The organism is Flavobacterium nitratireducens (assembly GCF_029625335.1).
Taxonomy (GTDB): Bacteria; Bacteroidota; Bacteroidia; order Flavobacteriales; family Flavobacteriaceae; genus Flavobacterium; species Flavobacterium nitratireducens.
In genome coordinates, this window is the sequence record NZ_CP121111.1 from 1795339 (window position 1) to 1818406 (window position 23068).

Annotated in this window: 18 protein-coding genes and 3 pseudogenes; 16 read left to right on the forward strand and 5 right to left on the reverse strand. The window is 35.1% G+C overall.

The genetic code is table 11. The features are described 5' to 3' along the window. Positions 1-9: 9 nt before the first annotated feature. The 16 genes and pseudogenes from P5P90_RS08555 to P5P90_RS08625 all read left to right on the forward strand — a co-directional run. Positions 10-1248, forward strand: a complete 1239-nt coding sequence (locus tag P5P90_RS08555) for an NADH-quinone oxidoreductase subunit D (protein WP_278034313.1) — start codon at positions 10-12, stop codon at positions 1246-1248. Positions 1249-1251: 3 nt separating this feature from the next. After that, on the forward strand, positions 1252-1782 hold the full coding sequence (locus P5P90_RS08560; protein ID WP_278034314.1) for an NADH-quinone oxidoreductase subunit NuoE family protein: 531 nt from the start codon (positions 1252-1254) through the stop codon (positions 1780-1782). Position 1783: 1 nt separating this feature from the next. Continuing rightward, positions 1784-3151: an NADH-quinone oxidoreductase subunit NuoF gene (nuoF, locus tag P5P90_RS08565; protein ID WP_278034315.1), complete on the forward strand. Its 1368-nt coding sequence runs from the start codon at positions 1784-1786 to the stop codon at positions 3149-3151. Positions 3152-3235: 84 nt separating this feature from the next. After that, positions 3236-4279, forward strand: a complete 1044-nt coding sequence (locus P5P90_RS08570; RefSeq protein ID WP_278034316.1) for an NADH-quinone oxidoreductase subunit G — start codon at positions 3236-3238, stop codon at positions 4277-4279. 3 nt (positions 4280-4282) lie between these two features. Beyond that, the gene (nuoH, locus tag P5P90_RS08575) at positions 4283-5335 is read left to right on the forward strand and encodes an NADH-quinone oxidoreductase subunit NuoH (RefSeq protein WP_278034317.1); all 1053 of its coding nucleotides are present in this window, start codon (positions 4283-4285) and stop codon (positions 5333-5335) included. Positions 5336-5448: 113 nt separating this feature from the next. Continuing rightward, a complete protein-coding gene (locus tag P5P90_RS08580; protein ID WP_278034318.1) occupies positions 5449-6012 on the forward strand; it encodes a NuoI/complex I 23 kDa subunit family protein in 564 nt (187 codons plus the stop codon). After that, a complete protein-coding gene (locus P5P90_RS08585; protein WP_278034319.1) occupies positions 6013-6552 on the forward strand; it encodes an NADH-quinone oxidoreductase subunit J family protein in 540 nt (179 codons plus the stop codon). It begins immediately after the preceding gene. 1 nt (position 6553) lies between these two features. Next, complete coding sequence (gene nuoK / locus P5P90_RS08590) at positions 6554-6874, forward strand: NADH-quinone oxidoreductase subunit NuoK (RefSeq protein WP_026712543.1); 321 nt, start codon at positions 6554-6556, stop codon at positions 6872-6874. Between the two features lie 6 nt (positions 6875-6880). Next, entirely contained in the window at positions 6881-8764 is a 1884-nt protein-coding gene (gene nuoL / locus P5P90_RS08595; protein ID WP_278034320.1) for an NADH-quinone oxidoreductase subunit L, read from the forward strand. A 9-nt stretch (positions 8765-8773) separates the two neighbouring features. Then, the gene (locus tag P5P90_RS08600; RefSeq protein WP_278034321.1) at positions 8774-10216 is read left to right on the forward strand and encodes a complex I subunit 4 family protein; all 1443 of its coding nucleotides are present in this window, start codon (positions 8774-8776) and stop codon (positions 10214-10216) included. Between the two features lie 52 nt (positions 10217-10268). Next, a complete protein-coding gene (locus tag P5P90_RS08605) occupies positions 10269-11639 on the forward strand; it encodes an NADH-quinone oxidoreductase subunit N (RefSeq protein WP_278034322.1) in 1371 nt (456 codons plus the stop codon). A gap of 147 nt (positions 11640-11786) precedes the next feature. Then, the gene (locus P5P90_RS08610) at positions 11787-12503 is read left to right on the forward strand and encodes a DsbA family oxidoreductase (RefSeq protein ID WP_278034323.1); all 717 of its coding nucleotides are present in this window, start codon (positions 11787-11789) and stop codon (positions 12501-12503) included. A gap of 24 nt (positions 12504-12527) precedes the next feature. After that, a complete protein-coding gene (locus P5P90_RS08615) occupies positions 12528-13505 on the forward strand; it encodes a Gfo/Idh/MocA family protein (protein WP_278036499.1) in 978 nt (325 codons plus the stop codon). Between the two features lie 287 nt (positions 13506-13792). After that, positions 13793-14284, forward strand: a complete 492-nt coding sequence (locus tag P5P90_RS14185) for a Y-family DNA polymerase (protein ID WP_340696389.1) — start codon at positions 13793-13795, stop codon at positions 14282-14284. Between the two features lie 158 nt (positions 14285-14442). Continuing rightward, on the forward strand, positions 14443-15066 hold the full coding sequence (locus tag P5P90_RS14190) for a DinB/UmuC family translesion DNA polymerase (RefSeq protein ID WP_340696390.1): 624 nt from the start codon (positions 14443-14445) through the stop codon (positions 15064-15066). Positions 15067-15172: 106 nt separating this feature from the next. Further along, positions 15173-15496: pseudogene (locus tag P5P90_RS08625) on the forward strand (LexA family protein); the annotation flags it as partial. Between the two features lie 52 nt (positions 15497-15548). Here P5P90_RS08625 and P5P90_RS08630 read toward each other — a convergent pair. The 5 genes and pseudogenes from P5P90_RS08630 to P5P90_RS08650 form a co-directional block, all read right to left on the reverse strand. Further along, a complete protein-coding gene (locus tag P5P90_RS08630) occupies positions 15549-17234 on the reverse strand; it encodes a sodium/sugar symporter (protein WP_278034324.1) in 1686 nt (561 codons plus the stop codon). 19 nt (positions 17235-17253) lie between these two features. Then, a pseudogene (galE, locus tag P5P90_RS08635) lies at positions 17254-18302 on the reverse strand (UDP-glucose 4-epimerase GalE). Positions 18303-18329: 27 nt separating this feature from the next. Then, the gene (locus tag P5P90_RS08640; protein ID WP_278034325.1) at positions 18330-19379 is read right to left on the reverse strand and encodes a UDP-glucose--hexose-1-phosphate uridylyltransferase; all 1050 of its coding nucleotides are present in this window, start codon (positions 19377-19379) and stop codon (positions 18330-18332) included. Between the two features lie 5 nt (positions 19380-19384). Next, a complete protein-coding gene (galK, locus tag P5P90_RS08645; protein WP_278034326.1) occupies positions 19385-20551 on the reverse strand; it encodes a galactokinase in 1167 nt (388 codons plus the stop codon). 83 nt (positions 20552-20634) lie between these two features. Further along, positions 20635-23060, reverse strand: a pseudogene (locus P5P90_RS08650) (DUF4982 domain-containing protein). Positions 23061-23068: the final 8 nt, after the last annotated feature.

Below are 23068 nucleotides of genomic sequence, written 5' to 3' on the forward strand. Positions count from 1 at the left end.
ATTCTATAAATGTCAGAACTATTATTACCACCAGAGCATCGCTATGCTAAAATAATAAAAGAGCGATCAAATGAAGACGGAAGCGAGCTTTCTATCTTGAATTTAGGTCCTACTCACCCAGCTACACACGGAATTTTCCAAAATATTCTGTTGATGGATGGAGAACGAATTCTGGATGCAGAACCTACTATTGGTTATATCCATCGTGCTTTTGAAAAAATTGCCGAAAATCGTCCTTTCTATCAAATCACCCCTCTTACAGACCGTATGAACTATTGCTCCTCTCCTATTAATAATATGGGATGGTGGATGACCTTAGAAAAATTACTAAATATCGAAGTTCCAAAACGAGCTCAATATTTAAGAGTAATTGTAATGGAATTAGCTAGAATTACCGATCACTTAATTTGTAACTCGATTTTAGGTGTAGATACAGGAGCTTATTCTGGTTTCCTATATGTTTTCCAATTTAGAGAAAAAGTATATGAAATTTACGAGGAAATCTGTGGAGCTCGTTTAACAACAAACATGGGTAGAATTGGTGGTTTTGAGAGAGACTGGTCACCAAGAGCTTTTGAATTACTAAACACGTTTTTAGAAGAATTCCCGGTTGCTTGGAAAGAATTTGAAAACTTATTTGAAAGAAACCGAATTTTTATTGACAGAACTGTAAACGTTGGAGCTATTTCGGCTGAAAAAGCCATGGCTTACGGATTTACAGGTCCAAATTTACGAGCTGCTGGTGTGGATTATGATGTTCGTGTTGCACAACCATATAGTTCTTACGAGGATTTTGACTTTAAAGTCCCAGTAGGAAAATCAGGAGATACCTACGACCGTTTTTGTGTGCGTAATGCCGAAGTTTGGGAAAGTTTAAGCATCATTCGTCAGGCGTTAGATAAAATGCCAGCTGGAAACGAATACCATGCCGAAGTTCCTGATTACTATTTACCTCCAAAAGAGGATGTTTACCACAACATGGAATCCTTAATCTATCATTTCAAAATTGTAATGGGAGAAGTTCCTGTTCCAGTTGCCGAAATCTATCACCCAGTAGAAGGAGGAAATGGAGAAATTGGTTTCTATTTAGTAACTGACGGTAGTCGTACTCCATACAGACTTCACTTTAGAAGACCTTGTTTTATTTACTACCAAGCTTATCCTGAAATGATAAAAGGCGCATTATTATCAGATGCCATTGTTATTTTATCCAGTTTAAATGTAATTGCTGGAGAATTAGACGCATAAATTATGGAACGTACACATCACAAACAAGAAATAAATATGACTGAAGCATTGATGGCTCGCATCAATGAATTAATAAGTCATTACCCTGAAGACAAAAAGAAATCGGCTTTACTGCCCGTTTTACACGAAGTTCAGGATGCTCATGACAACTGGTTAAGCGTTGAGCTAATGGATAAAGTTGCCGAAATTCTTGAAATTTTACCTATCGAAGTTTACGAAGTAGCTACTTTCTACACCATGTTTAACCTAAAACCTATTGGGAAATACATGTTTGAGTTTTGTCAAACTTCTTGCTGCTGTCTAAACGGAGTTGAAGATTTAATGGATTATACCTGCGAAAAATTAGGTGTAGGCATCGGTGAAACGACTCCAGACGGTCTTTTCGAAGTAAGAGGGGTAGAATGTTTAGGTGCATGCGGATATGCTCCTATGATGCAATTAGGTGATTTTTACAAAGAGCATTTAACGAAAGAAAAAATCGATCAGTTAATTGCTGATTGCCGAGATAATAAAATAATATTACACGATAAATAAGATGTCAAGAAAAATATTATTAGACAAAATCAACGTTCCAGGGATTAAAACCTATGAAGTTTACCGTCAACACGGCGGTTATGCTTCTGTTGAAAAAGCCATGAAAACAATGACTCCTGACGATGTCGTTGAGGAAGTAAAAAAATCAGGGCTTAGAGGTCGTGGTGGTGCAGGTTTCCCAGCTGGAATGAAATGGAGTTTTATTGACAAAAAATCAGGAAAACCAAGACACTTGGTTTGTAATGCCGATGAGTCTGAACCGGGTACATTCAAAGATAGGTATTTGATGGAATTTATTCCTCACTTATTAATCGAAGGTATGATTACTTCCAGTTATGCCTTGGGCGCTAACCGCTCGTACATCTACATCCGTGGAGAATACATGTGGGTTTTTAAAATATTAGAAAGAGCGATTGCTGAGGCTAAAGCTGCAGGATGGTTAGGGAAAAATATTTTAGGAACAGGTTACGACTTAGAATTACACGTTCACTGTGGTGCAGGTGCTTACATTTGTGGAGAAGAAACCGCTTTAATCGAATCATTAGAAGGAAAAAGAGGAAATCCACGTATCAAACCACCATTCCCAGCCGTTTCAGGACTTTGGGCGAACCCAACAGTAGTAAACAACGTAGAAACTATAGCAGCAGTGCCATGGATTGTAAATAATTCAGGTGATGATTATGCAAAAATTGGAATCGGAAGATCAACAGGAACTAAATTAATTTCGGCATCTGGAAACATTAAAAATCCAGGGGTTTACGAAATAGAATTGGGTTTAAGTGTAGATGAATTCATGAATTCTGATGAATATTTAGGAGGAATGAGTTCAAGTCGTCCTCTAAAAGCATTAGTACCTGGAGGTTCATCTGTGCCAATTTTACCAGCTGATTTGATTTTTAAAACAGCAAATGGTGAAGATCGTTTAATGACTTACGAATCCTTAAGTGATGGTGGATTTGCAACGGGTTCGATGTTAGGTTCAGGAGGATTTATCGTGTACGATGATACGGCTTGTATTGTACGTAACACTTGGAATTTCTCACGTTTCTACCACCACGAATCATGTGGGCAATGTACTCCATGTCGAGAAGGAACAGGATGGTTAGAAAAAGTTTTATGGCGTATTGAAAATGGTCAGGGTCGTGAAGAAGACATCGAATTATTGTGGAGTATTCAAAGTAAAATTGAAGGAAACACGATCTGTCCATTAGGAGATGCCGCATCGTGGCCGGTAGCTGCAGCTATTCGTCATTTTAGAGAAGAATTTGAATATCATATTCGTTTCCCAGAAAGAATCAAAAACAGAGATCACTTTGTTGCTGAGCCTTTTGAGAAAGTAAGACATTTGGTAGCAAAACAAACAGTATAAAATAGTTTAAAGTTAGAAGTTTAAAGTTTTGAAGTTAGTTAACCTGAAACTTTTAAACCTAAAACTAAAAAAACAAAAGAATAAATGAAAGTAACAATAGACGGTCAAAGCATAGAAGTAGCACCAGGAACTACCATCCTGCAAGCTGCTCGTATGATAGGAGGAGAATCAGTTCCACCTGCAATGTGCTATTATTCTAAACTAGAGAAAACGGGAGGTAAATGCCGTTGTTGTTTAGTGGAAGTGTCAAAAGGTAGTGATGCCGATCCAAGACCAATGCCTAAATTGATGGCCTCTTGTGTAACAGGATGTATGGATGGTATGGAAGTAAATAGCAAAAATTCGGATCGTGTACGTGAAGCACGTCAGTCAGTAACCGAATTTTTATTAATCAACCACCCATTAGATTGTCCTATTTGCGATCAAGCTGGAGAATGTGATTTGCAGGATTTAAGCTTTGAGCACGGAAAATCGAAGACCCGTTTTATTGAAGAAAAAAGAACTTTTGAACCAGAAGATATTGGTCCGAATATTCAATTGCACATGAACCGTTGTATTTTATGTCAACGTTGTGTTGCTGTTGCTGATCAATTAACAGATAATAGAGTTCATGGAGTATTAGACCGTGGTGACCATGCTAATATTTCGACTTGTATTTCTAAGGCAATTGATAATGAATTCTCAGGAAACATGATTGATGTATGCCCAGTTGGAGCATTAACTGATAAAACGTTCCGTTTCAAATCAAGAGTTTGGTTTAACAAGCCTTATAATGCTCACAGAGATTGTGATAAATGTTGTGGAAAAACAACTGTTTGGATGTTTGGTAACGAAATTCAAAGAGTTACAGGTCGTAAAGATCAATACCACGAGGTAGAAGAATTTATTTGTAACGAATGTCGTTTTGACCACAAAGATCCAGCTGACTGGGTAATTGAAGGACCAAAAAAATTCGATAAAGATTCGGTTATTAACCAAAACAATTACACCAGAAAAATGGATACGGTACACATTGCTACTGAAGAAGGAATTTTGAAAGGTAGAGAACAAGACCGTAAAAAAATCAGTATGACGGCAATCCCGTTGAGCAAAGAAGAGCAAAAAGAATTTAAAAATGGTAATCTATAAAAAATGGACAGTACAATTATTATAGAAAAAAGTGTGATCATTCTGGCTGTCTTTGCCATTACGATGGTTATGGCCATGTATTCTACACTTGCTGAACGTAAAATTGCAGCCTGGTTGCAAGACCGTATAGGACCGAACAGAGCAGGAAAAGGAGGTTTATTACAACCATTAGCAGATGGAATGAAATTATTTGCGAAAGAGGAATTTGAACCAAACACTCCTAATAAATTCTTATTTTATGTTGGTCCAGCGATTGCTATGAGTACAGCATTGATGACAAGTGCTGTAATCCCTTGGGGAGATCATTTTCATTTATTTGGAAGAGATATCATTTTACAGGCTTCGGATATCGATAATGCTATGTTGTACATTTTTGCCATTCTTTCTATTGGTGTTTATGGCATCATGATAGGTGGATGGGCATCTAACAACAAATTCTCTTTAATGGGTGCTGTTCGTGCTGGATCTCAAATGGTTTCCTATGAAATTGCTATGGGATTATCTATAATTGCATTGTTGATGATGACAGGAACCTTGAGTTTAAGAGAAATAAGTTTGCAACAAGAAGGTTTAAAATGGAATGTGTTTTACCAACCGCTCTCGTTCTTAATCTTTTTAATTTGTTCATTTGCTGAAACGAACAGAACTCCTTTTGATTTAGCAGAATGTGAAAGTGAATTAATTGGTGGTTATCACACTGAATACTCTTCGATGAAAATGGGATTCTATTTATTTGCTGAATATGCAAGTATGTTTATCTCTTCTACCATCTTGGCTGTATTATTCTTTGGTGGTTACAATTATCCAGGAATGAGTTGGGCTGTAGAAAACTGGGGTGTAAATATTGCTAACGTTATTGGAATTGGAGTTTTATTTGCTAAAATATGTTTCTTCATTTTCTTTTATATGTGGGTAAGATGGACTATCCCAAGATTTAGATACGATCAATTGATGCATTTAGGATGGAGAATTTTAATTCCACTTTCGATTTTAAACATCATGATTACGGGAATTGTAATTTTAAGACATGAATTACTAGCATTCTTAGGATTTTAATTAGCAAAGAGTTGTATTAGCCCCGATAGCAGTGGAAATCCTTTTAAGTTTTTCTTTAAAACTTAAAAGATTGAAACGAATAGCGGGAATAGCTTCAAATAAAAATAAAAAAGATGTCAATAGAAACCATATCCTTATCGGGAAGAAAAAAGCAAGTCTCTAACAAAGAGATGACTTTTTTAGAGCGTTTATATCTTGTTGCGATTGTAAAAGGATTAATTATTACCCTAAAACACTTGTTTTCTAAGAAGGTTACTATTATGTATCCGGAACAAGTACGTACGATGAGTCCCGTATATCGCGGACAACACATGTTGAAACGTGACGAACAAGGAAGAGAAAACTGTACCGCTTGCGGTTTATGTGCTTTGTCTTGTCCTGCGGAAGCCATTACCATGAAGGCGGCAGAGCGTAAAGCGGATGAGAAACATTTGTATCGTGAAGAGAAATATGCAGAGATATACGAAATTAATATGTTACGCTGTATTTTTTGCGGACTTTGTGAAGAGGCGTGTCCTAAAGACGCAATTTACTTAACGACTTCAAAAGTATTAGTTCCTTCCAGTTATGAAAGAGAGGATTTTATTTTTGGAAAAGATAGATTAGTGATGCCTTTAGAAATGGCTATAAAGAATACTAACCAGCTTGCAGCGGGCGGGCTTAAAAACGCTAACTAAATGATACATATACCTGATTTTGCAAACGTAACTACTATACAAATTGTTTTTTGTATTCTGGCATTTATCACCGTTATTACTGCTTTCTTAGCTATTTTTAGTAGAAATCCTATTCATAGTGCTTTATATTTAGTGATTTGTTTTTTCACTATTGCAGGTCATTATTTACTATTAAACGCTCAGTTTTTGGCTATAGTTCATATTATAGTGTATTCCGGAGCTATTATGATTTTATTCTTATTCACACTGATGTTGATGAATTTGAATAAAGAAAATGAAGTACATAAACCACGTATTACCCGATTAGGAGCTATTGTTTCTTTTTGTTTAATCTGCATTGTTTTGATTTTGGTATTTATCAATTCTAAACCAATTGAAGGAGAATATATTGCTACTGGAGAAGATTACCAATCTATAAAAGTATTAGGAAACGTATTACTGAACGAATATATGGTTCCTTTTGAATTTGCTTCTATCTTGCTTTTAGTAGCAATGATTGGAGTTGTACTATTGTCTAAAAAAGAAAAAACGGAGAAATAAAATGACTAATATTTTAAATGAAATAGGCATTGAGAATTATATCTTCCTTTCTGTAATACTGTTTTGTATTGGAGTTTTTGGAGTGTTATACAGACGAAATGCTATCATCGTATTTATGTCGATAGAAATTATGTTGAATGCAGTAAACTTATTGTTTGTGGCATTTTCAACCTATCATCAGGATGCACAAGGACAGGTTTTTGTGTTTTTCTCTATGGCAGTAGCAGCAGCCGAAGTAGCAGTAGGTTTAGCTATTTTAGTATCGATTTTTAGAAATTTAGGTTCGATTGATATTAATAATTTAAAAAACTTAAAAGGATAAACGATAATGAATACGAATTTAGCTTTACTCTTATTATTAGCTCCTCTTTTAGGATTTTTATTTAATATTTTCTTTGGAAAAAATATTGGCAAAACAGCTTCAGGTGTAGTGGGAACATTAACTGTTGTCTTATCATTTGCGCTTACACTTTGTTTCTTTTCAAAAATAAATATTGACCAGCAGCCGATACATATTCAATTATTCGATTGGATTCAAATTAGTAATTTCAGAGTTGATTTTGGTTTTCTTTTAGATCAATTATCAGTTTTATGGTTGCTTTTTGTAACTGGAATTGGTTCGTTGATTCACTTGTATTCTATCAGCTACATGCATGATGATGAAAATATGCATAAGTTTTTTGCTTACTTGAATTTATTCATCTTCTTCATGATTACCTTAGTTGTTGGAAGCAACTTATTAGTACTATTCATTGGTTGGGAAGGTGTAGGACTTTGTTCTTACTTACTTATCGGGTTTTGGCATAAAAACCAAGATTATAATGATGCGGCAAAGAAAGCTTTCATCATGAACAGAATTGGGGATTTAGGATTACTAATTGGTATTTTTATCATTGGTGCTATGTTCTCAACTTTAGATTATACTACTTTAAAAACAGCCATTGTTTCATCTAGCAATGTAGATTTATCCCTAATATCATTAGCTGCTTTTGCTTTGTTCATTGGAGCATGTGGTAAATCGGCTCAAATTCCATTGTACACTTGGTTACCTGATGCGATGGCAGGACCAACACCGGTTTCGGCTTTAATCCACGCGGCTACGATGGTAACTGCAGGTATCTTTATGATTACCCGATTGAATTATGTTTTTGATTTAGCTCCAGAAGTACAAAACTTCATTGCCATCATTGGTGCTGTAACGTCTTTAGTTGCTGCAACTATTGCTTTGGTACAGACAGACATCAAAAAAGTACTAGCCTATTCTACAGTATCACAATTGGGATTAATGTTCTTAGCTTTAGGATTTGGAGCATACGAAATTGCCGTTTTCCACGTAATTACTCATGCTTTCTTTAAAGCTTGTTTGTTCTTGGGTTCAGGTTCGGTAATTCATGCTTTACATGGAGAACAAGACATGCGTAACATGGGAGGATTGAAAAAAGTTATGGGAATTACCTTTATCACTTTCTTACTTTCAACATTAGCCATTTCAGGCATTCCTCCTTTTTCAGGATTTTTCTCGAAAGATGAAATATTAATGACTGCTTTTGAACATAACACGGTTCTTTGGGTAATCGCTTCTTTAGCATCATTGATGACCGCTTTCTATATGTTCCGTTTATTGTACTTAACTTTCTATACTGATTTTAGAGGAACTGAACATCAAAAAAGTCACTTACACGAAAGTCCGGCTTTAATTACTTTCCCATTGATTGTATTAGCTATTTTAGCGACTATTGGGGGTGCAATAAGCTTACCAACTAATAGCTGGTTAAATGGTTATTTAGCACCTTTATTTTCAAAAGAAGCGCATGAAGCACATCATTTTGGAACACAAGAATATGCACTAATGGCAGTAGCAGTAGCAGGGGGATTAATTGGAATTATCATTGCTTTTGTAAAATACATTAAACAAAGACAAGTTCCAGCTGAGGATTCAGAAATTACAGGTTTAGATAAAGTGCTTTACAACAAATATTACATTGATGAAATTTACGATGTGATCTTTGTAAACTCTATAAATGGCTTGTCAAAATTCTTTAGAGATTATGTAGAAACAACATTATCTGCTTTGGTATTTGGATTAGGAAAAGTAACCAACGAAATAAGTTATCAAGGAAGAAAATTACAAACAGGAAGTATTGGATTTTACTTGTTCGTATTTGTATTAGGTCTTTGCAGTATAGTAACTTATTTATTTTTAGCTCAATAATTTTATATCATGAACGTATCAGTACTTTTAATTATACTTTTTGTTGGCGCATTTGCTACTTACTTTGCTGGCGATAAACTGGCTTCAAAAGTGGCATTATTATTCAGCTTAGTTGCTTTTGGATTATCTATAGCGTTATTAAACAGTTATAATGCAGGTGAAAATATAAGTTTCTTTACTTATTGGATTAATAATCCATCTATAGCTTATTCATTAACTGCAGATGGTTTATCATTAATTATGCTTTTGCTTACTACGGCATTAACTCCTTTGATTATCTATTCGTCTTTTGGAAATGAATATAAAAATGCAAAATCATTTTATGCTTTGATCTTGTTTATGTCATTTGCCATGACAGGAACATTCTTAGCTTCCGATGGTTTATTGTATTATATTTTCTGGGAGTTGGCCCTAATTCCAATTTACTTTATTGCTTTAATTTGGGGTAATGGTGATGTAGAGGAACGCAAAAAAGCAGTAGTTAAATTCTTTATCTACACGCTTGCAGGTTCCTTATTTATGTTAATTGCTTTTGTTTATTTATATCAAAAAGCGGGAAGCTTCTTAATTCAAGATTTATACAAAGTAGAATTAAGCAGAACAGAGCAATTCTTCGTTTTCTGGGCATTCTTCTTAGCTTATGCTATTAAAATTCCGATTATACCATTCCACACTTGGCAAGCACAGGTGTACCAAAAAGCACCAACAGTTGGAACCATGCTTTTATCAGGTATTATGCTTAAAATGGGATTGTATAGTGTTTTACGTTGGCAACTTCCATTAGCTCCAATCGCTTCAAAAACGTATTTACCAATACTAATCGGTTTAGGGATTGCAGGAGTAATCTATGGCTCAATTGTAGCATTAAGACAAAGAGATTTAAAAAAATTATTGGCTTATTCTTCTTTGGCTCACGTAGGTTTAATTGCAGCAGGCTGTTATACCTTAAACATCGATGGTCTAAGAGGAGCTGTATTGCAAATGTTAGCTCACGGTTTTGTGGTAGTAGGTTTGTTCTTTGCTGCCGAAATTATCTACAGAAGATATGAAACCAGAAACATTGCCGATATGGGTGGTATTCGTTCACAAGCACCAAAATTTGCTTCTTTGTTTATGATTTTAGTTTTAGCTTCTGTAGCTTTACCAACAACCTTTAACTTTGTTGGAGAGTTTACCGTATTATACAGTTTATCACAAATCAATTTGTGGTTTGCTTTATTGGGAGGAACAACTATTATTTTAGGAGCTTATTACATGTTGAAAATGTACCAACAAGTAATGCTTGGTGAAACCAATACAAGAGTTTTTGCTGATGTAAATTTTCATGAAACTTTGGTTTTAGTAATCATCATTGCGGTAATTTTCATTTTTGGTTTGTATCCAAAACCAATCAATGATTTAATTACTCCCGCTTTGGATCAGATACTGAGAACATTTTTTAAAATTCAATAATAAAGACCGACTATTTAATATCAGGTTCTAATCCTGAATCACAATAAAAAATATGAATACATTAATAGCTATAATTGGATTAGGTGTTTTATGCCTTTTATTTGAAATTTTTGATGCTAGAAAAGCAATCGTTCCAATAGTAGTAATTGGATTACTAGCTATTCTGGGATTAGATATTTCAGAAATTAACGAATCGCCTGTTGCTTATTACAACAATATGATTGTAGTGGGCAAATATTCATCGGCTTTTTCAGCATTATTTATTATTCTAACGCTATTTTTAGTAATCTTAGGACAAAAATTTTATGAAAATCGTCCATCAAAATTTTCAGATTTTATTGCGATAAAACTATTCTTATTAGCTGGAGCAGTAGCAATGGTTTCTTTTGGAAACTTAGCGATGTTCTTTTTAGGAATCGAAGTACTATCAATTGCCCTTTATGTATTAGCATCAAGCAATCGTACAAGTATTAAAAGTAATGAAGCGGGTTTGAAATATTTCTTAATGGGTTCATTTGCTTCAGGCATTATCCTTTTTGGAATCTGTTTAATATACGGAGCAATGGGAAGTTTTGATATTGCTGAAATAAGCGAATTATCACACTCAGCTGAATTACCAATTTGGTTTCCTATTGGAATTGTATTGGTTTTTATAGGAATGCTTTTCAAAATTGCAGCCGTTCCATTCCATTTCTGGGCTCCAGATGTGTATGAAGGTTCACCAGCTTTGACAACTGCATTGATGAGTACTTTAGCTAAAGTGGTAGCTATTGCCACACTTTACAAATTAGTAAAAACAATGAATGCTGATATTTCTCCGGCGTTCCAATTAGTAATTGTGATTGTATCTATTGCTTCTATGACTGTTGGAAATATCATGGCATTACGTCAAATAAACGTAAAACGTATGCTTGCCTTTTCAGGTATTTCACATGCTGGTTTTATGTTAATGACTTTATTAAGTACCGAAAAATCTTCAGGAACATTATTATATTATACTTCAGCTTATGCCTTAGCTGGTATTGCAGCCTTTACCGTGATATTATACGTTTGTAAAACAAGAGAAAATGAAGATATTAATAACTTCCATGGTTTAGGAAAAAACAATCCACTAATGGCTGCTATATTAACTGCATCCTTATTATCTATGGCGGGAATTCCAATTTTCGGAGGTTTCTTTGCTAAATTATTCTTATTTACACAAACTATTCAAGCTGGTTTCATAGCCTTAGTGATTGTAGCTGTAATTAACTCTATTATAAGTGTTGGCTATTATTTCAAATTAATTTTAGCAATGTATACTAAAGAACCTAATGAAGCTAAAATCCCTACTCCTACACTTTACTATATAGTTGCAGTAGTTGCTATAATTTTAAACATTGCTTTAGGATTTTTCCCTTCAATTGTTTTGGATTTAATATAGTCAAACGTTCAAATTATATACAAACCATCAAGATTCGTTTTGATGGTTTTTTTATTTGCATAAACCAATCCTAATTAAAACATATAGAAACAACAAATTAGGAAAAGAAATTATACATTTGTATATACAAATATTAAAGATAAAAAGATGGAAAATAAATTAAAGATTCAAATTTGGTCGGATATTGTATGTCCTTTTTGTTATATCGGTAAAAGAAGATTAGAACAGGCATTAGCACAATTTGGACATCAGGATGCCATTGAAATAGAATGGAAAAGTTTCCAATTAGACCCCTATTTTATTGCTGAAGAAAATGATAATTTAGCCGAACATTTAGCCGAAAAGTATCAAAAAAACAAAGAATGGGCTCTAGAAATGTTAGAAAATACGACTCAAAATGCTGCTAATTCGGGATTAGAATTCCATTTCGAAAAAGCCATTATGGCCAATACATTCAAAGCACATCGATTACTTCATTTAGCTAAAAAACAAAAGCTTGGAAACACACTTAAAGAATTACTTTTTAAAGCCTATTTTACGGATGGAAAAAATGTAGATGACAATGAAACATTAAAACAAATAGGTTTAGAAGCAGGACTTGAAACGAATAATATTGAAAAAGTACTACACTCAGATGAGTTCTCAGAAGAAGTAAGACAAGACATCGAACTTGCGCAAAAAATTGGAATACAAGGAGTGCCCTTTTTTGTATTTGAAAACAAATATGCTATTTCAGGAGCCCAATACAAAGAAACCTTTATAAAAACTTTAGAAAAGGTATGGGAAGAAGGACAGTTTGATTCAAAAATTACTATCTTGAATACCGAAAACAATGCTAGCTGTGGCATAGATGGATGCAATTAAAGATAAAAGATAAAATGAATACTTCTGAACAAAAAAATCATCAAATGGGGAATTATAGGTTGTGGAGATGTTACTGAAAAGAAAAGTGGTCCTGCCTATCAAAAAACCGAAGGATTTGAAATTGTAGCCGTAATGCGCAGAGATGCGGAAAAAGCAGAAGATTATGCCAAAAGACTCGGTATAAAAAAATTCTATTCGGATGCTGATGCACTAATCAACGATCCAGAAGTAGACGCTGTATATATAGCTACCCCACCCAATTCGCACAAACTATATGGACTAAAAGTAGCTGAAGCAGGAAAAACATGTTGTATTGAAAAACCATTAGCTCCTAGTTATGATGATTGTGTAACAATATATGATGCATTTAAAACCAAAAAAGTACCCCTTTTTGTTGCTTATTATCGTCGTTCTCTACCTCGATTTACACAAATAAAGAAATGGCTGGATGCTAATAGTATTGGAGAAATCCGTCATATCAACTGGCATTTAAGCAAACCTGCCTCTGCACAGGATTTATCAGGAATTTACAACTGGCGTACAGATGCAAATGTAGCTAAAGGCGGTTATTTTGATGATTTAGCTAGCCATGGATTGGATTTATTTCATTTTTTACTGGGCGAATTCGAAGAAGTTTCAGGTATAAGTACTAACCAGCAAAACTTATATTCTGCAAAAGACGCATTAGTAGCTTGCTGGATACACAAAACGGGGATTACAGGAACTGGAAGTTGGAATTTTGGATGTACAAAAAGAGAGGACAAAGTAATAATTTACGGAAGCCAAGGAACGATAGAATTTTCAGTGTTTGACGAAAATCCAATTGTACTTACTAATGAAAATGGAACTATACCTCTAGTAATTGAACATCCTGAAAACGTACAATTACATCATGTAGAAGCAATGAAAGAACAACTATTGGGTAATGGAACACATCCATCTGGAGGGAAAACAGCCCTACACACTAGTTGGATCATGGATAAAATTATGAATTCAATATAAAAAAAAGCTTCAGAACCACCTGAAGCTTTTTAACTAACTACACAAACTAATTAATTACTAACCAATAGCAAATTTCTAACCAAAAAAAGAATAACACATATCGTACCAAAAATAAATAACAGTTGCACTTATTTTAAAAACTAAAACAATTTACAACAAAGTTAACCTGAAAAATTAAGAACAAATAAATACTGAGCGAAAAATAAGTCATATAAAAATATAGTGGCTCATAAACAAAAATCTAATTCAAAACGTATAAAAAGCATACTAATATGTAATTTTGTAGTATGTATGCTTTAGTCGATTGTAATAATTTTTATGCTTCCTGTGAACGTGTTTTCCAGCCGGAACTCAACGGAAAAGCGGTTGCGATATTATCTAACAACGATGGCTGTGTTATATCTAGAAGTAATGAAGCCAAGGCTGCAGGAATTGCAATGGGTGTACCAGCATTCCAAATCAAAGATTTGATAAAAGAGAAAGATGTAAAAGTATTTTCATCCAATTATGCTCTTTATGGTGATTTAAGTCGTCGCGTGATGGAAGTACTCCAACAGTTTACACCAAACGTAGAAATATATAGTATAGACGAAGCCTTTCTAAATTTTGATGGATTAAACATTGCAGATTACCACGATTATGGCATCCAAATCAAAAAAAGGATTCAAAAATGGATTGGAATTCCAGTTTGTATTGGATTTGCCGAAACCAAAGCCTTATCAAAAGTTGCCAATAAAATTGCTAAGAAATTCCAAGACCGCACACTAGGTGTTATGTAATTGACTCGGAAGAAAAACGCATCAAAGCCTTAAAATGGACTAAAATTGAGGATGTTTGGGGCATTGGATACCGAACTACTAAGAAAGCTAAAATACGAAACATCAACACGGCTTTTGACTTTATTCAGCCGCAACACGAAGCCTGGATAAAGAGAGAAATGGGAGTAGTGGGACTCCGCTTAAAGGCAGAATTGGAAGGTAAAGCCGTTATAGAACTTGAACCAATTGTAGAACAAAAGAAAAGCATTTCCATAACCCGAAGTTTTCCCAAACAAATAGCAGAATATGATTTACTACGGGAACGTATCACGACCTTTGCTTCGGTTTGTGCCGAAAAATTACGCAAGCAAAAATCCTGTTGTCATACCGTTATTGTGATGCTTGTTATTGACAAACACAGTAACAAAAACACACAATACTATTTCAACAAAGCAATGACTTTGCCTTTTGCGACCAATTCGACTTTGACCATTGCCAATACAGCAGTCGAATTATTCAAACAATTACACAAAGGCAACGAAAATTTGAAATTTAAAAAAGCAGGTGTTATTGTTACGGAACTCATTGGTGAAAACCAAAAACAGTTTCAATTATTTGAAGAAGAAAACCCAAAACATTTGGCTTTGATGAAAGTCATGGATCAGTTGAATTCAAAACTAGGGGATACCAAAATAAAATTGGCAAGCCAAAACTTAAATCTTACTTGGGATATGAACCAAAGGTATTTATCGCCTAAATACACAACTAGTTTTAAAGATATTCTTGAAATACGATGCGAATGAAAAAAATCCAAAACTCACATTCCACAAACCAGATTACGAAAGCGAACTGCGAATTCCTTTCATCCCTGATGGTGTATCGGCAGGATTCCCCTAGCCTGCAGCTGATTTCATGGAGAATAACATCGATTTGAATAAGGAACTAAGCGAAAATCCGCTGGCAACCTTTTATATCAAAGTAAAAGGAAATTCGATGATTGATGCAGGAATTGAAGACAAGGACGTATTGATTGTAGACCGAAGCATTGAACCACAAGACAACAAAATCGCCGTTTGTTTTATCGATGTAGAATTTACTGTAAAACGCATCAAACTGGAAAAAGATTGTCTATATCTCATGCCTGAAAATTCAAATTACAACCCCATAAATGTCACTGAAGAAAACCAACTTATCATTTGGGGAATTGTGACCTATGTGATAAAAAAAATGTGAAGTCGAACAAATTCGACTCCACATCTTTGCATTTAAAACTATTATTGTAATCCTACCAGAACTTCACGTATAAAGCTGCGATAATTAATAAAGTAATGATAATTAATACTGTTGTTTGTGGTTTTACCTTGAACATTTCAGTATCCAATTCAAAAGCTTTAGGGTTCACTTTTGGTCCTGCGAAACTCACTGCAACCATTAAAAGCATAGTGAACATAAATGATAATCCCATACAAATGTGGAATGGAATTTCAAATCCACCTTTCCCATTTGGCCAAGCAGTGTATAAGAACGTTTCATTTCCAAACAATGCTGGTGCATATTCATTAAACAATACTGATAATAAGAATCCTGCTAATACTCCCACAATAGCTGCAGTTCCTGTTGTACGCTTCCAGAACATCCCTAAGAAGAACATAGCAAATACTCCAGGACTAATAAATCCTGTATACTTTTGGATATAGGTAAATCCTCCAACTCCTCCAATTCCTAAAACATCATTCCATGTAAACAATACTGCAAGAACCATAGAAGCAAAAACAGCATATCTACCAATGTTTACCTGAGCTCTATCTGAAGCACTTTTTTGAATGTATTTTTTATGAACGTCTAAAGTATAAATCGTAGAAATACTATTCACTTTACCTGCTAACGAAGCTACAATAGCTGCTGTTAATGCCGCCACTGATAACCCTTTTAATCCTGTAGGCAAGAATGTCAACATCGCCGAGTAAGCACCGTCTTTTCCTCCTACTAATTGTGGTAAATGACCTCCTTCGTTTAAAACATAAGCAGCAATACCAGGTAACATTACAATTACAGGCATTAATAATTTTAACAATCCTGCAAATAAAATTCCTGTACGAGCTGTAGTTAAGTCAGCTCCAAGTGCTCTTTGTGTGATGTATTGGTTACATCCCCAATAGTTCAAGTTGATAATCCAGATACCTGCTAAATAAGATAAAATTCCAGGGAAAGTAAGGTATTTATCAATTTCTAATTGTGTAGAAGTAGCTGTTGGACGTGGAATAATCATTTTGAAATGCTCTGGTGCTTCCTGCATTAATACATTGAATCCTGCAATAGCATCTTTTCCTACTCCAAAATATTCTCCTACTGTTGTCAAAGCAATATAAGAAGTCACTAAACCTCCAATAATCAATACCGCTACTTGAATAACATCTGTATAGGCTACTACTTTCATACCTCCAAGAGAGATAATCAAAGCAAATACCGCTAAACCTAACATAATTACATGAAGATATTCTCCTCCTGCTAATCCGTTAATCGCTACAGCTCCTAAGTATAAAATAGAAGTTAAGTTTACAAAAACATACAAGAACAACCAGAAAACAGCCATAATCAAAGCTGTAGTTTCATTATAACGTGTTTTCAAAAATTGCGGCATGGTATAAATCTTGTTTTTCAAATAAACAGGAATAAACCAAATCGCGATAATAATAAGTGATATAGCAGCAACCCACTCGTAGGCAGCAACTGCAATCCCTAAGAAGAAACCTTCTCCACTCATTCCAATAAACTGCTCCGCAGAGATATTAGAAGCAATAAGCGAAGCTCCAATAGCCCACCATGTCAAAGTTCCTTCGGCTAAGAAATACGCCTTAGCATCGTGTTCGTTTTTTTCGCGCTTGCGATAAACAATGTATCCATAAATAGATACTATTAAAAAGTAAATTATAAAGACTGCATAATCTGCAAATCCGAGAGTTGAGCTCATAAAAAAAAGTTTTAAATTATTAATTATTGGTTGATTGATAGCTATTCAAAAAGCTTTTAGCTTCTAATTTTTGTTCCCATTTCCAAGCACTAGCCATAGCTTCTTCAAGAGTCAATTGGGTTTTCCAACCTAGTACTTGATTAGCTTTGTCTGTATTGGCATAAGCTAAGGTAACATCACCTTCTCTTCTATCAACGATTCGGTAAGCCAAATTTTGACCACTCACTTTTTCAAAAGCATTGATTACTTCCAATACTGAACTTCCTACTCCTGTTCCTAAGTTGAAAGTTTCTACTTTAGCTTCGTTTTTATTATTTATTAAACGTTGCAAAGCAATAACGTGTGCTTTAGCTAAATCAACCACATGGATGTAATCACGAATACAAGTTCCATCTGGTGTTGGGTAATCATTTCCGTAAACTAATAATTCTTTACGCAACCCAATTGCGGTTTGAGTAATAAATGGTACTAAATTTTGCGGAACACCAATTGGCAATTCTCCAATTTCAACTGAAGCATGCGCACCTACCGGATTAAAATAACGCAACAAAATAGCGTTGATTCCGCTTACTTTTGCAACATCAGTAATAATTTCTTCCCCAATTTGCTTTGTATTTCCATATGGAGACATAGCTGGTTGTACTGCCGAATCTTCATTAATAGGCATTGTTTCGGCTTGACCATAAACCGTACAAGAAGAACTAAAAATAAAGTTAGCCGATTCTTTTTTCTCTAATTCCTGAAGCAAATACACTAAAGAATTGATGTTGTTTTCATAATACAACAACGGATTTCCAACACTTTCACCAACAGCTTTCGATGCTGCAAAATGGATAACACCGTTTACATCTGAATGTCTTTTGAAAAATCCTGAACTGCCGCTTTTTCTCTTAAGTCTAATTTTTCAAAAAGTGGTTTTTTCCCTGTAATGGCTTCAATTCCTTTTAAAACGTCTTCAGATGAATTTGATAAATTATCAATTACCACTACCTCAAAACCTTCGTTTTGTAATTCAACTACAGTATGAGAACCTATGAAACCTAAACCTCCCGTAACAAGTATTTTCATGATTTGTTTTTTTAAATATCCGTTTAGTTATTTTTGTTTGTAATGTACCTCAGATAAGTTTCTCAACATTTCGGCACTTTTCTCTGGTGTAATATCTCTTTGAGATTCGCCCATCATTTCGTATCCTACCATGAATTTCTTTACTGAAGCCGAACGCAATAAAGGTGGGTAAAAATGCATGTGGAATTGCCATTCCGGATGCTCCTCACCATCTGTTGGCGCTTGGTGAATTCCTGAAGAATAAGGAAATGATGTTTCGAAAAGATTATCGTATTTAGACGTTAATTGTTTTAAAATTACTGCAAAAGCTGCCACTTCATCTTCTGTAAATTCGGTGATTTTAGTGATATGACGTTTACTAATAATCATAGTTTCGAATGGCCAAATAGCCCAAAAAGGAACAATAGCAGCAAAATGATCATTTTCTACCACAATACGCTCTTTTTTCAAGATTTCTTGTTGTAAATAATCTTGCAATAAATTACTTCCGTTTTTATCGTAGTACTCTTTTAGGTTGTTTTGTGTTTTCTCAACCTGTGTAGGCAATGATGATTGTGCCCAAATTTGTCCGTGTGGATGCGGATTACTACATCCCATTACACTTCCTTTGTTTTCAAAAATCTGAACGTGATTGATGTAATCAATACTACCCAAATCTGTATATTCTCTTTGCCAAGTATGGATAATATTGATAATTCCATCCACATCCATTTCAGGTAAAGTCAAATTGTGTTTTGGTGAAAAACACACTACTCTAGAAATCCCTCTTTCCGGTTGTGCTTTAAAGAAACTTTTCTCTTCATTCCCTTCAAATGCAATAGGCTCTTGTTTTAGCGCCGCAAAATCATTATCAAAAACAAAGCTACTTTCGTAAGGCGGATTTACTTCACCATTAGCACGTACATTTCCGGCACATAAATAACATTCTGGGTCATATTCCGGTAAAGCAACTGTATTAATAGCTTCTTTTTGACCTTGCCAAGGTCTTTTGGCACGATGTGGAGAAACTAAAACCCATTCGTTGATTAAAGGGTTGTATCGTCTATGTGGATCTTCATTAATATCAAACTGTCTCATAGTCATTATTTAGTGTATTGTGATGTTCCGTTACTTACTTTAACGTCATAAATTTTCAATTCAATTCCGAAAGCTTCCGTATATAATTTAGAAAATTTATCTTTAATGATTTGTTCTTGTCCTTTTTTAACCAAGTTGATGGTACAACCTCCAAAACCACCTCCCATTAATCTTGAACCAATAACAGCTGGTTCTGCTTTGGCTAAATCCACTAATAAATCCAGTTCTTCGCAGCTTACTTCGTAGTCTTTAGACAAGCCATCGTGAGTAGCAAACATTAATTTGCCTAACAATTCAATATTCCCATTGTCTAAAGCCTCACAAGCCTGAATTACACGGTTGATTTCTTTTACCACAAAAAGAGAACGTCTAAAAACATCATGACTCATTTTGTCTTTCAAATCAATGATTGTTTGTTCTGTACAATCTCTAAAACTTTGAATTTCCGGGAAATTAGCCTTTACAATGGCAATTCCTTCCTCACATTGTTGTCTTCTTTCATTATAAGCCGAAGTCATCAACGAATGCTTTACATTCGAATCAAATAAAATCAACGAATAATCACTAAAATTAGCTTCATGATACGTATATTCTAAAGTGCGGCAATCAATTTTAATCACTTTGTCTTCTTGTCCCATTACACTCGAAAACTGATCCATAATTCCGCATTTGATTCCTACCCAATGCTCCGCTTTTTGTCCTAACAAAGCAATATCAATTGGTTTAATATTCAAATTAAACAAATCATTCATCCCAAATAAGAAACCACACTCTAAAGCTGCAGAAGAAGACAAACCTGAACCAACAGGAATATTACTACTGAACACACAATTTACACCTTCTAATTGGAATCCGTTTACTTTTAATTGATTAATTACACCTCTAATGTAATTTGTCCATGCATTATCGTCTAAATTAACCTCAGCCGTAACATCAATTTCAAACGAATCATTAAGATCTAAAGCGATTACTTTAGTAGTATTGGTATTGTTTTTTGCAAAAGCAAAGCAAATAATCTTATCTATAGCAGCAGGCAATACATAGCCATCATTGTAATCGATATGTTCTCCAATAATATTAATTCTTCCCGGTGAAAGCACCACTTTTTGAGGGTCGTTCCCAAAAGTCGATTTGAAGAACGCTCTTGTTTTTTCAATTAAAATACTGTTCATTTTATTTAAATTATTATGTTGTTTGTTATGAATTAGTTCACAAAAATCTTTTTCAAAACGTTTGTGTTCTTTTAATGTAAATTCTATTTAGTTGAAGATAAAGTCAGTTTACCCGATTTTAAACCTGCTCCTTTTACTTCTAGTTGGATGTCTCCAGCGGTGGTTTTCGATTTCACCAATACAACCAATTTTCCGCTAAACAATTTCATGGTGTCCTTATGGAACATTTCGAGTGAAGTCGCATCTCCATTACAAGCGGCGCGGTACGTACCTGCTCCTGACACTTTAAATTTTAATTGGTTCGTGGCTGTTGGACAAGGCACTCCATTTTTATCCACTACAGAAACCGTCACAAACGATATATCCTCGCCATCGGCTGTGATGGTTTTTCGGTCAGTATCCAAAACAATTTGGTACGGTTGACCAGCGGTTCGGATTTCCTTTTCTTCAGCCACTTTTCCATTGTCATCATAAGCCACCACTTTTACCGTTCCTGGTTCATATTTTACATCCATCCACATTAGGCGGTAACGGTTTTGCGGAGTGTTTTTGTTTTTGGTTTGCACGCCCATACTTTTGCCATTGATAAAAAGTTCGGCACTGTTGTAACTGGTATACACAAAAACAGGTGTTGTTTGTCCCTCGCGACCTTCCCAGTTCCAATGGGGTAAAATGTGTAGCGTAGTTGCCTTGGTGTTCCAACGGCTTCGGTACAAATAATAACGGTCTTTCGGTAAGCCTGCTAAATCGTTAATTCCGAAATAAGAACTACGAGACGGCCAGCTTTCGTCATAAGGTGTTGGTTCGCCCAAATAATCAAATCCTGTCCAAACGAATTCACCAATTACCCAAGGTTTATCATCCTGAAGTACAAAATCTTCATCGGGAACATTGGACCAACTACAGGCTTCCAAATCATACGATGAAGATTGAAAGTCTGGATATTGCTTCATTTTTTCTTGTACTACAGGAAATTTGTAAATCCCTCTAGAACTCACGGTTGAAGCGGTTTCGGAACCCAAAATGAATCCTTGTGGGAATTTTTTGAATGCCTCATCATACAAATGCACGCGATAATTCAATCCTGGAATATCCAACAAAGCTCCAAAACCAGACTCCATAGTCGCTTTCACTTGATCCATTCCTACGGTTACAGGACGCGTTGGATCTTCTCTATGAAAAATCTCCTGCAACCATTTGGCCCGTTTTACACCCGCTTCTCCCCACTGATCTGGGACTTCATTCCCTGAACTCCACATCACAATTGAGGGATGATTTCTTGTGGCTTGTACCAAATTCACTATGTCTTTTTCGGCATATTCGTCAAAAAAGCGATGGTAGCCGTTTTCTACTTTTGGTAAAACCCATTCATCGAAACTCTCTGCCAAAAACAAAAAGCCCATTTCGTCTGCCAACTCCAATTGCTCGAAAGAAGGCATATTATGCGAACTACGAATGGCATTACATCCCATATCTTTTAAAATGGTCAACTGTCTACGCAAAGCCGCTTTGTTTACCGCAGCACCAAGAGGTCCCAAATCGTGATGCAAACAAACCCCTTTGAATTTGGTCACTTTTCCATTAAGACTAAATCCTTTATTGGCTTCATATTTAATTTCACGAATTCCAAATCGGGTGGCAACCTCATCTTTTAGTTCATTGCCAACATACAATTGAGCAACCGCTTTGTACAAATAAGGCGTTTCTGGGCTCCACAATTTTGGATTCTCTACTTTTAAATTTTGATCAAACTCTTTTCCGAAGCGTAAGGAAGATTCCTCTGCACTTACTTTGTGCCCTTCAGCATCAAAAATGGTGGTCACCAAACGTGTATTTTCACCAGAAGCTTTGGTCTTAATATTGACTTTGGCCACGGCATCGCTAATAAAAGGTGTCGTTATAAATTGCCCCCATTGGTCAATGCTTTCATTGTTCTTAATAATAACACTTACTTTTCGATACAAACCAGCTCCGGGATACCAACGGGAGGCAAATTCTTTATTGGATAACTTTACTGCTACAGTATTAGCGCCTTCTTGAATGAATCGAGAAACATCAAAATAAAAATAACTATAGCCATAAGCCCATTCTCCCACTTTTTTCCCATTCAAATACACTTGAGGTTCACTCATAGCGCCTTCAAAAAGGAGTAGCACTATTTTCCCTTTGGCATCTTTAGGCAAAGTAAAAGTATTGCGATACCAAGCAGTGCCAATATGCGGCAAGGCACCTGTTCTTCCTGTTTTTTCGGTAGCTACATTTTCTCCATTTTGAACGATGGCTACATTTTGTATGTCCACTTTTTTATCAAAAGGACCATAAATTGCCCAATCGTGTGGAACAGTAACTGATTCCCATTTCGAGTCATTGAAGTTCGTTTTGAAAGCGTCTTCAAAATTTCCTTTTGAAATTTCCAGCGGGCATCCAATACCTTTACCACTCGCGCTTGAGAGAAAGCCATGGTTGTGAAAATTATAAAAACCAACAAAAAAGAGGGTATTTTTTTCATTTATACAA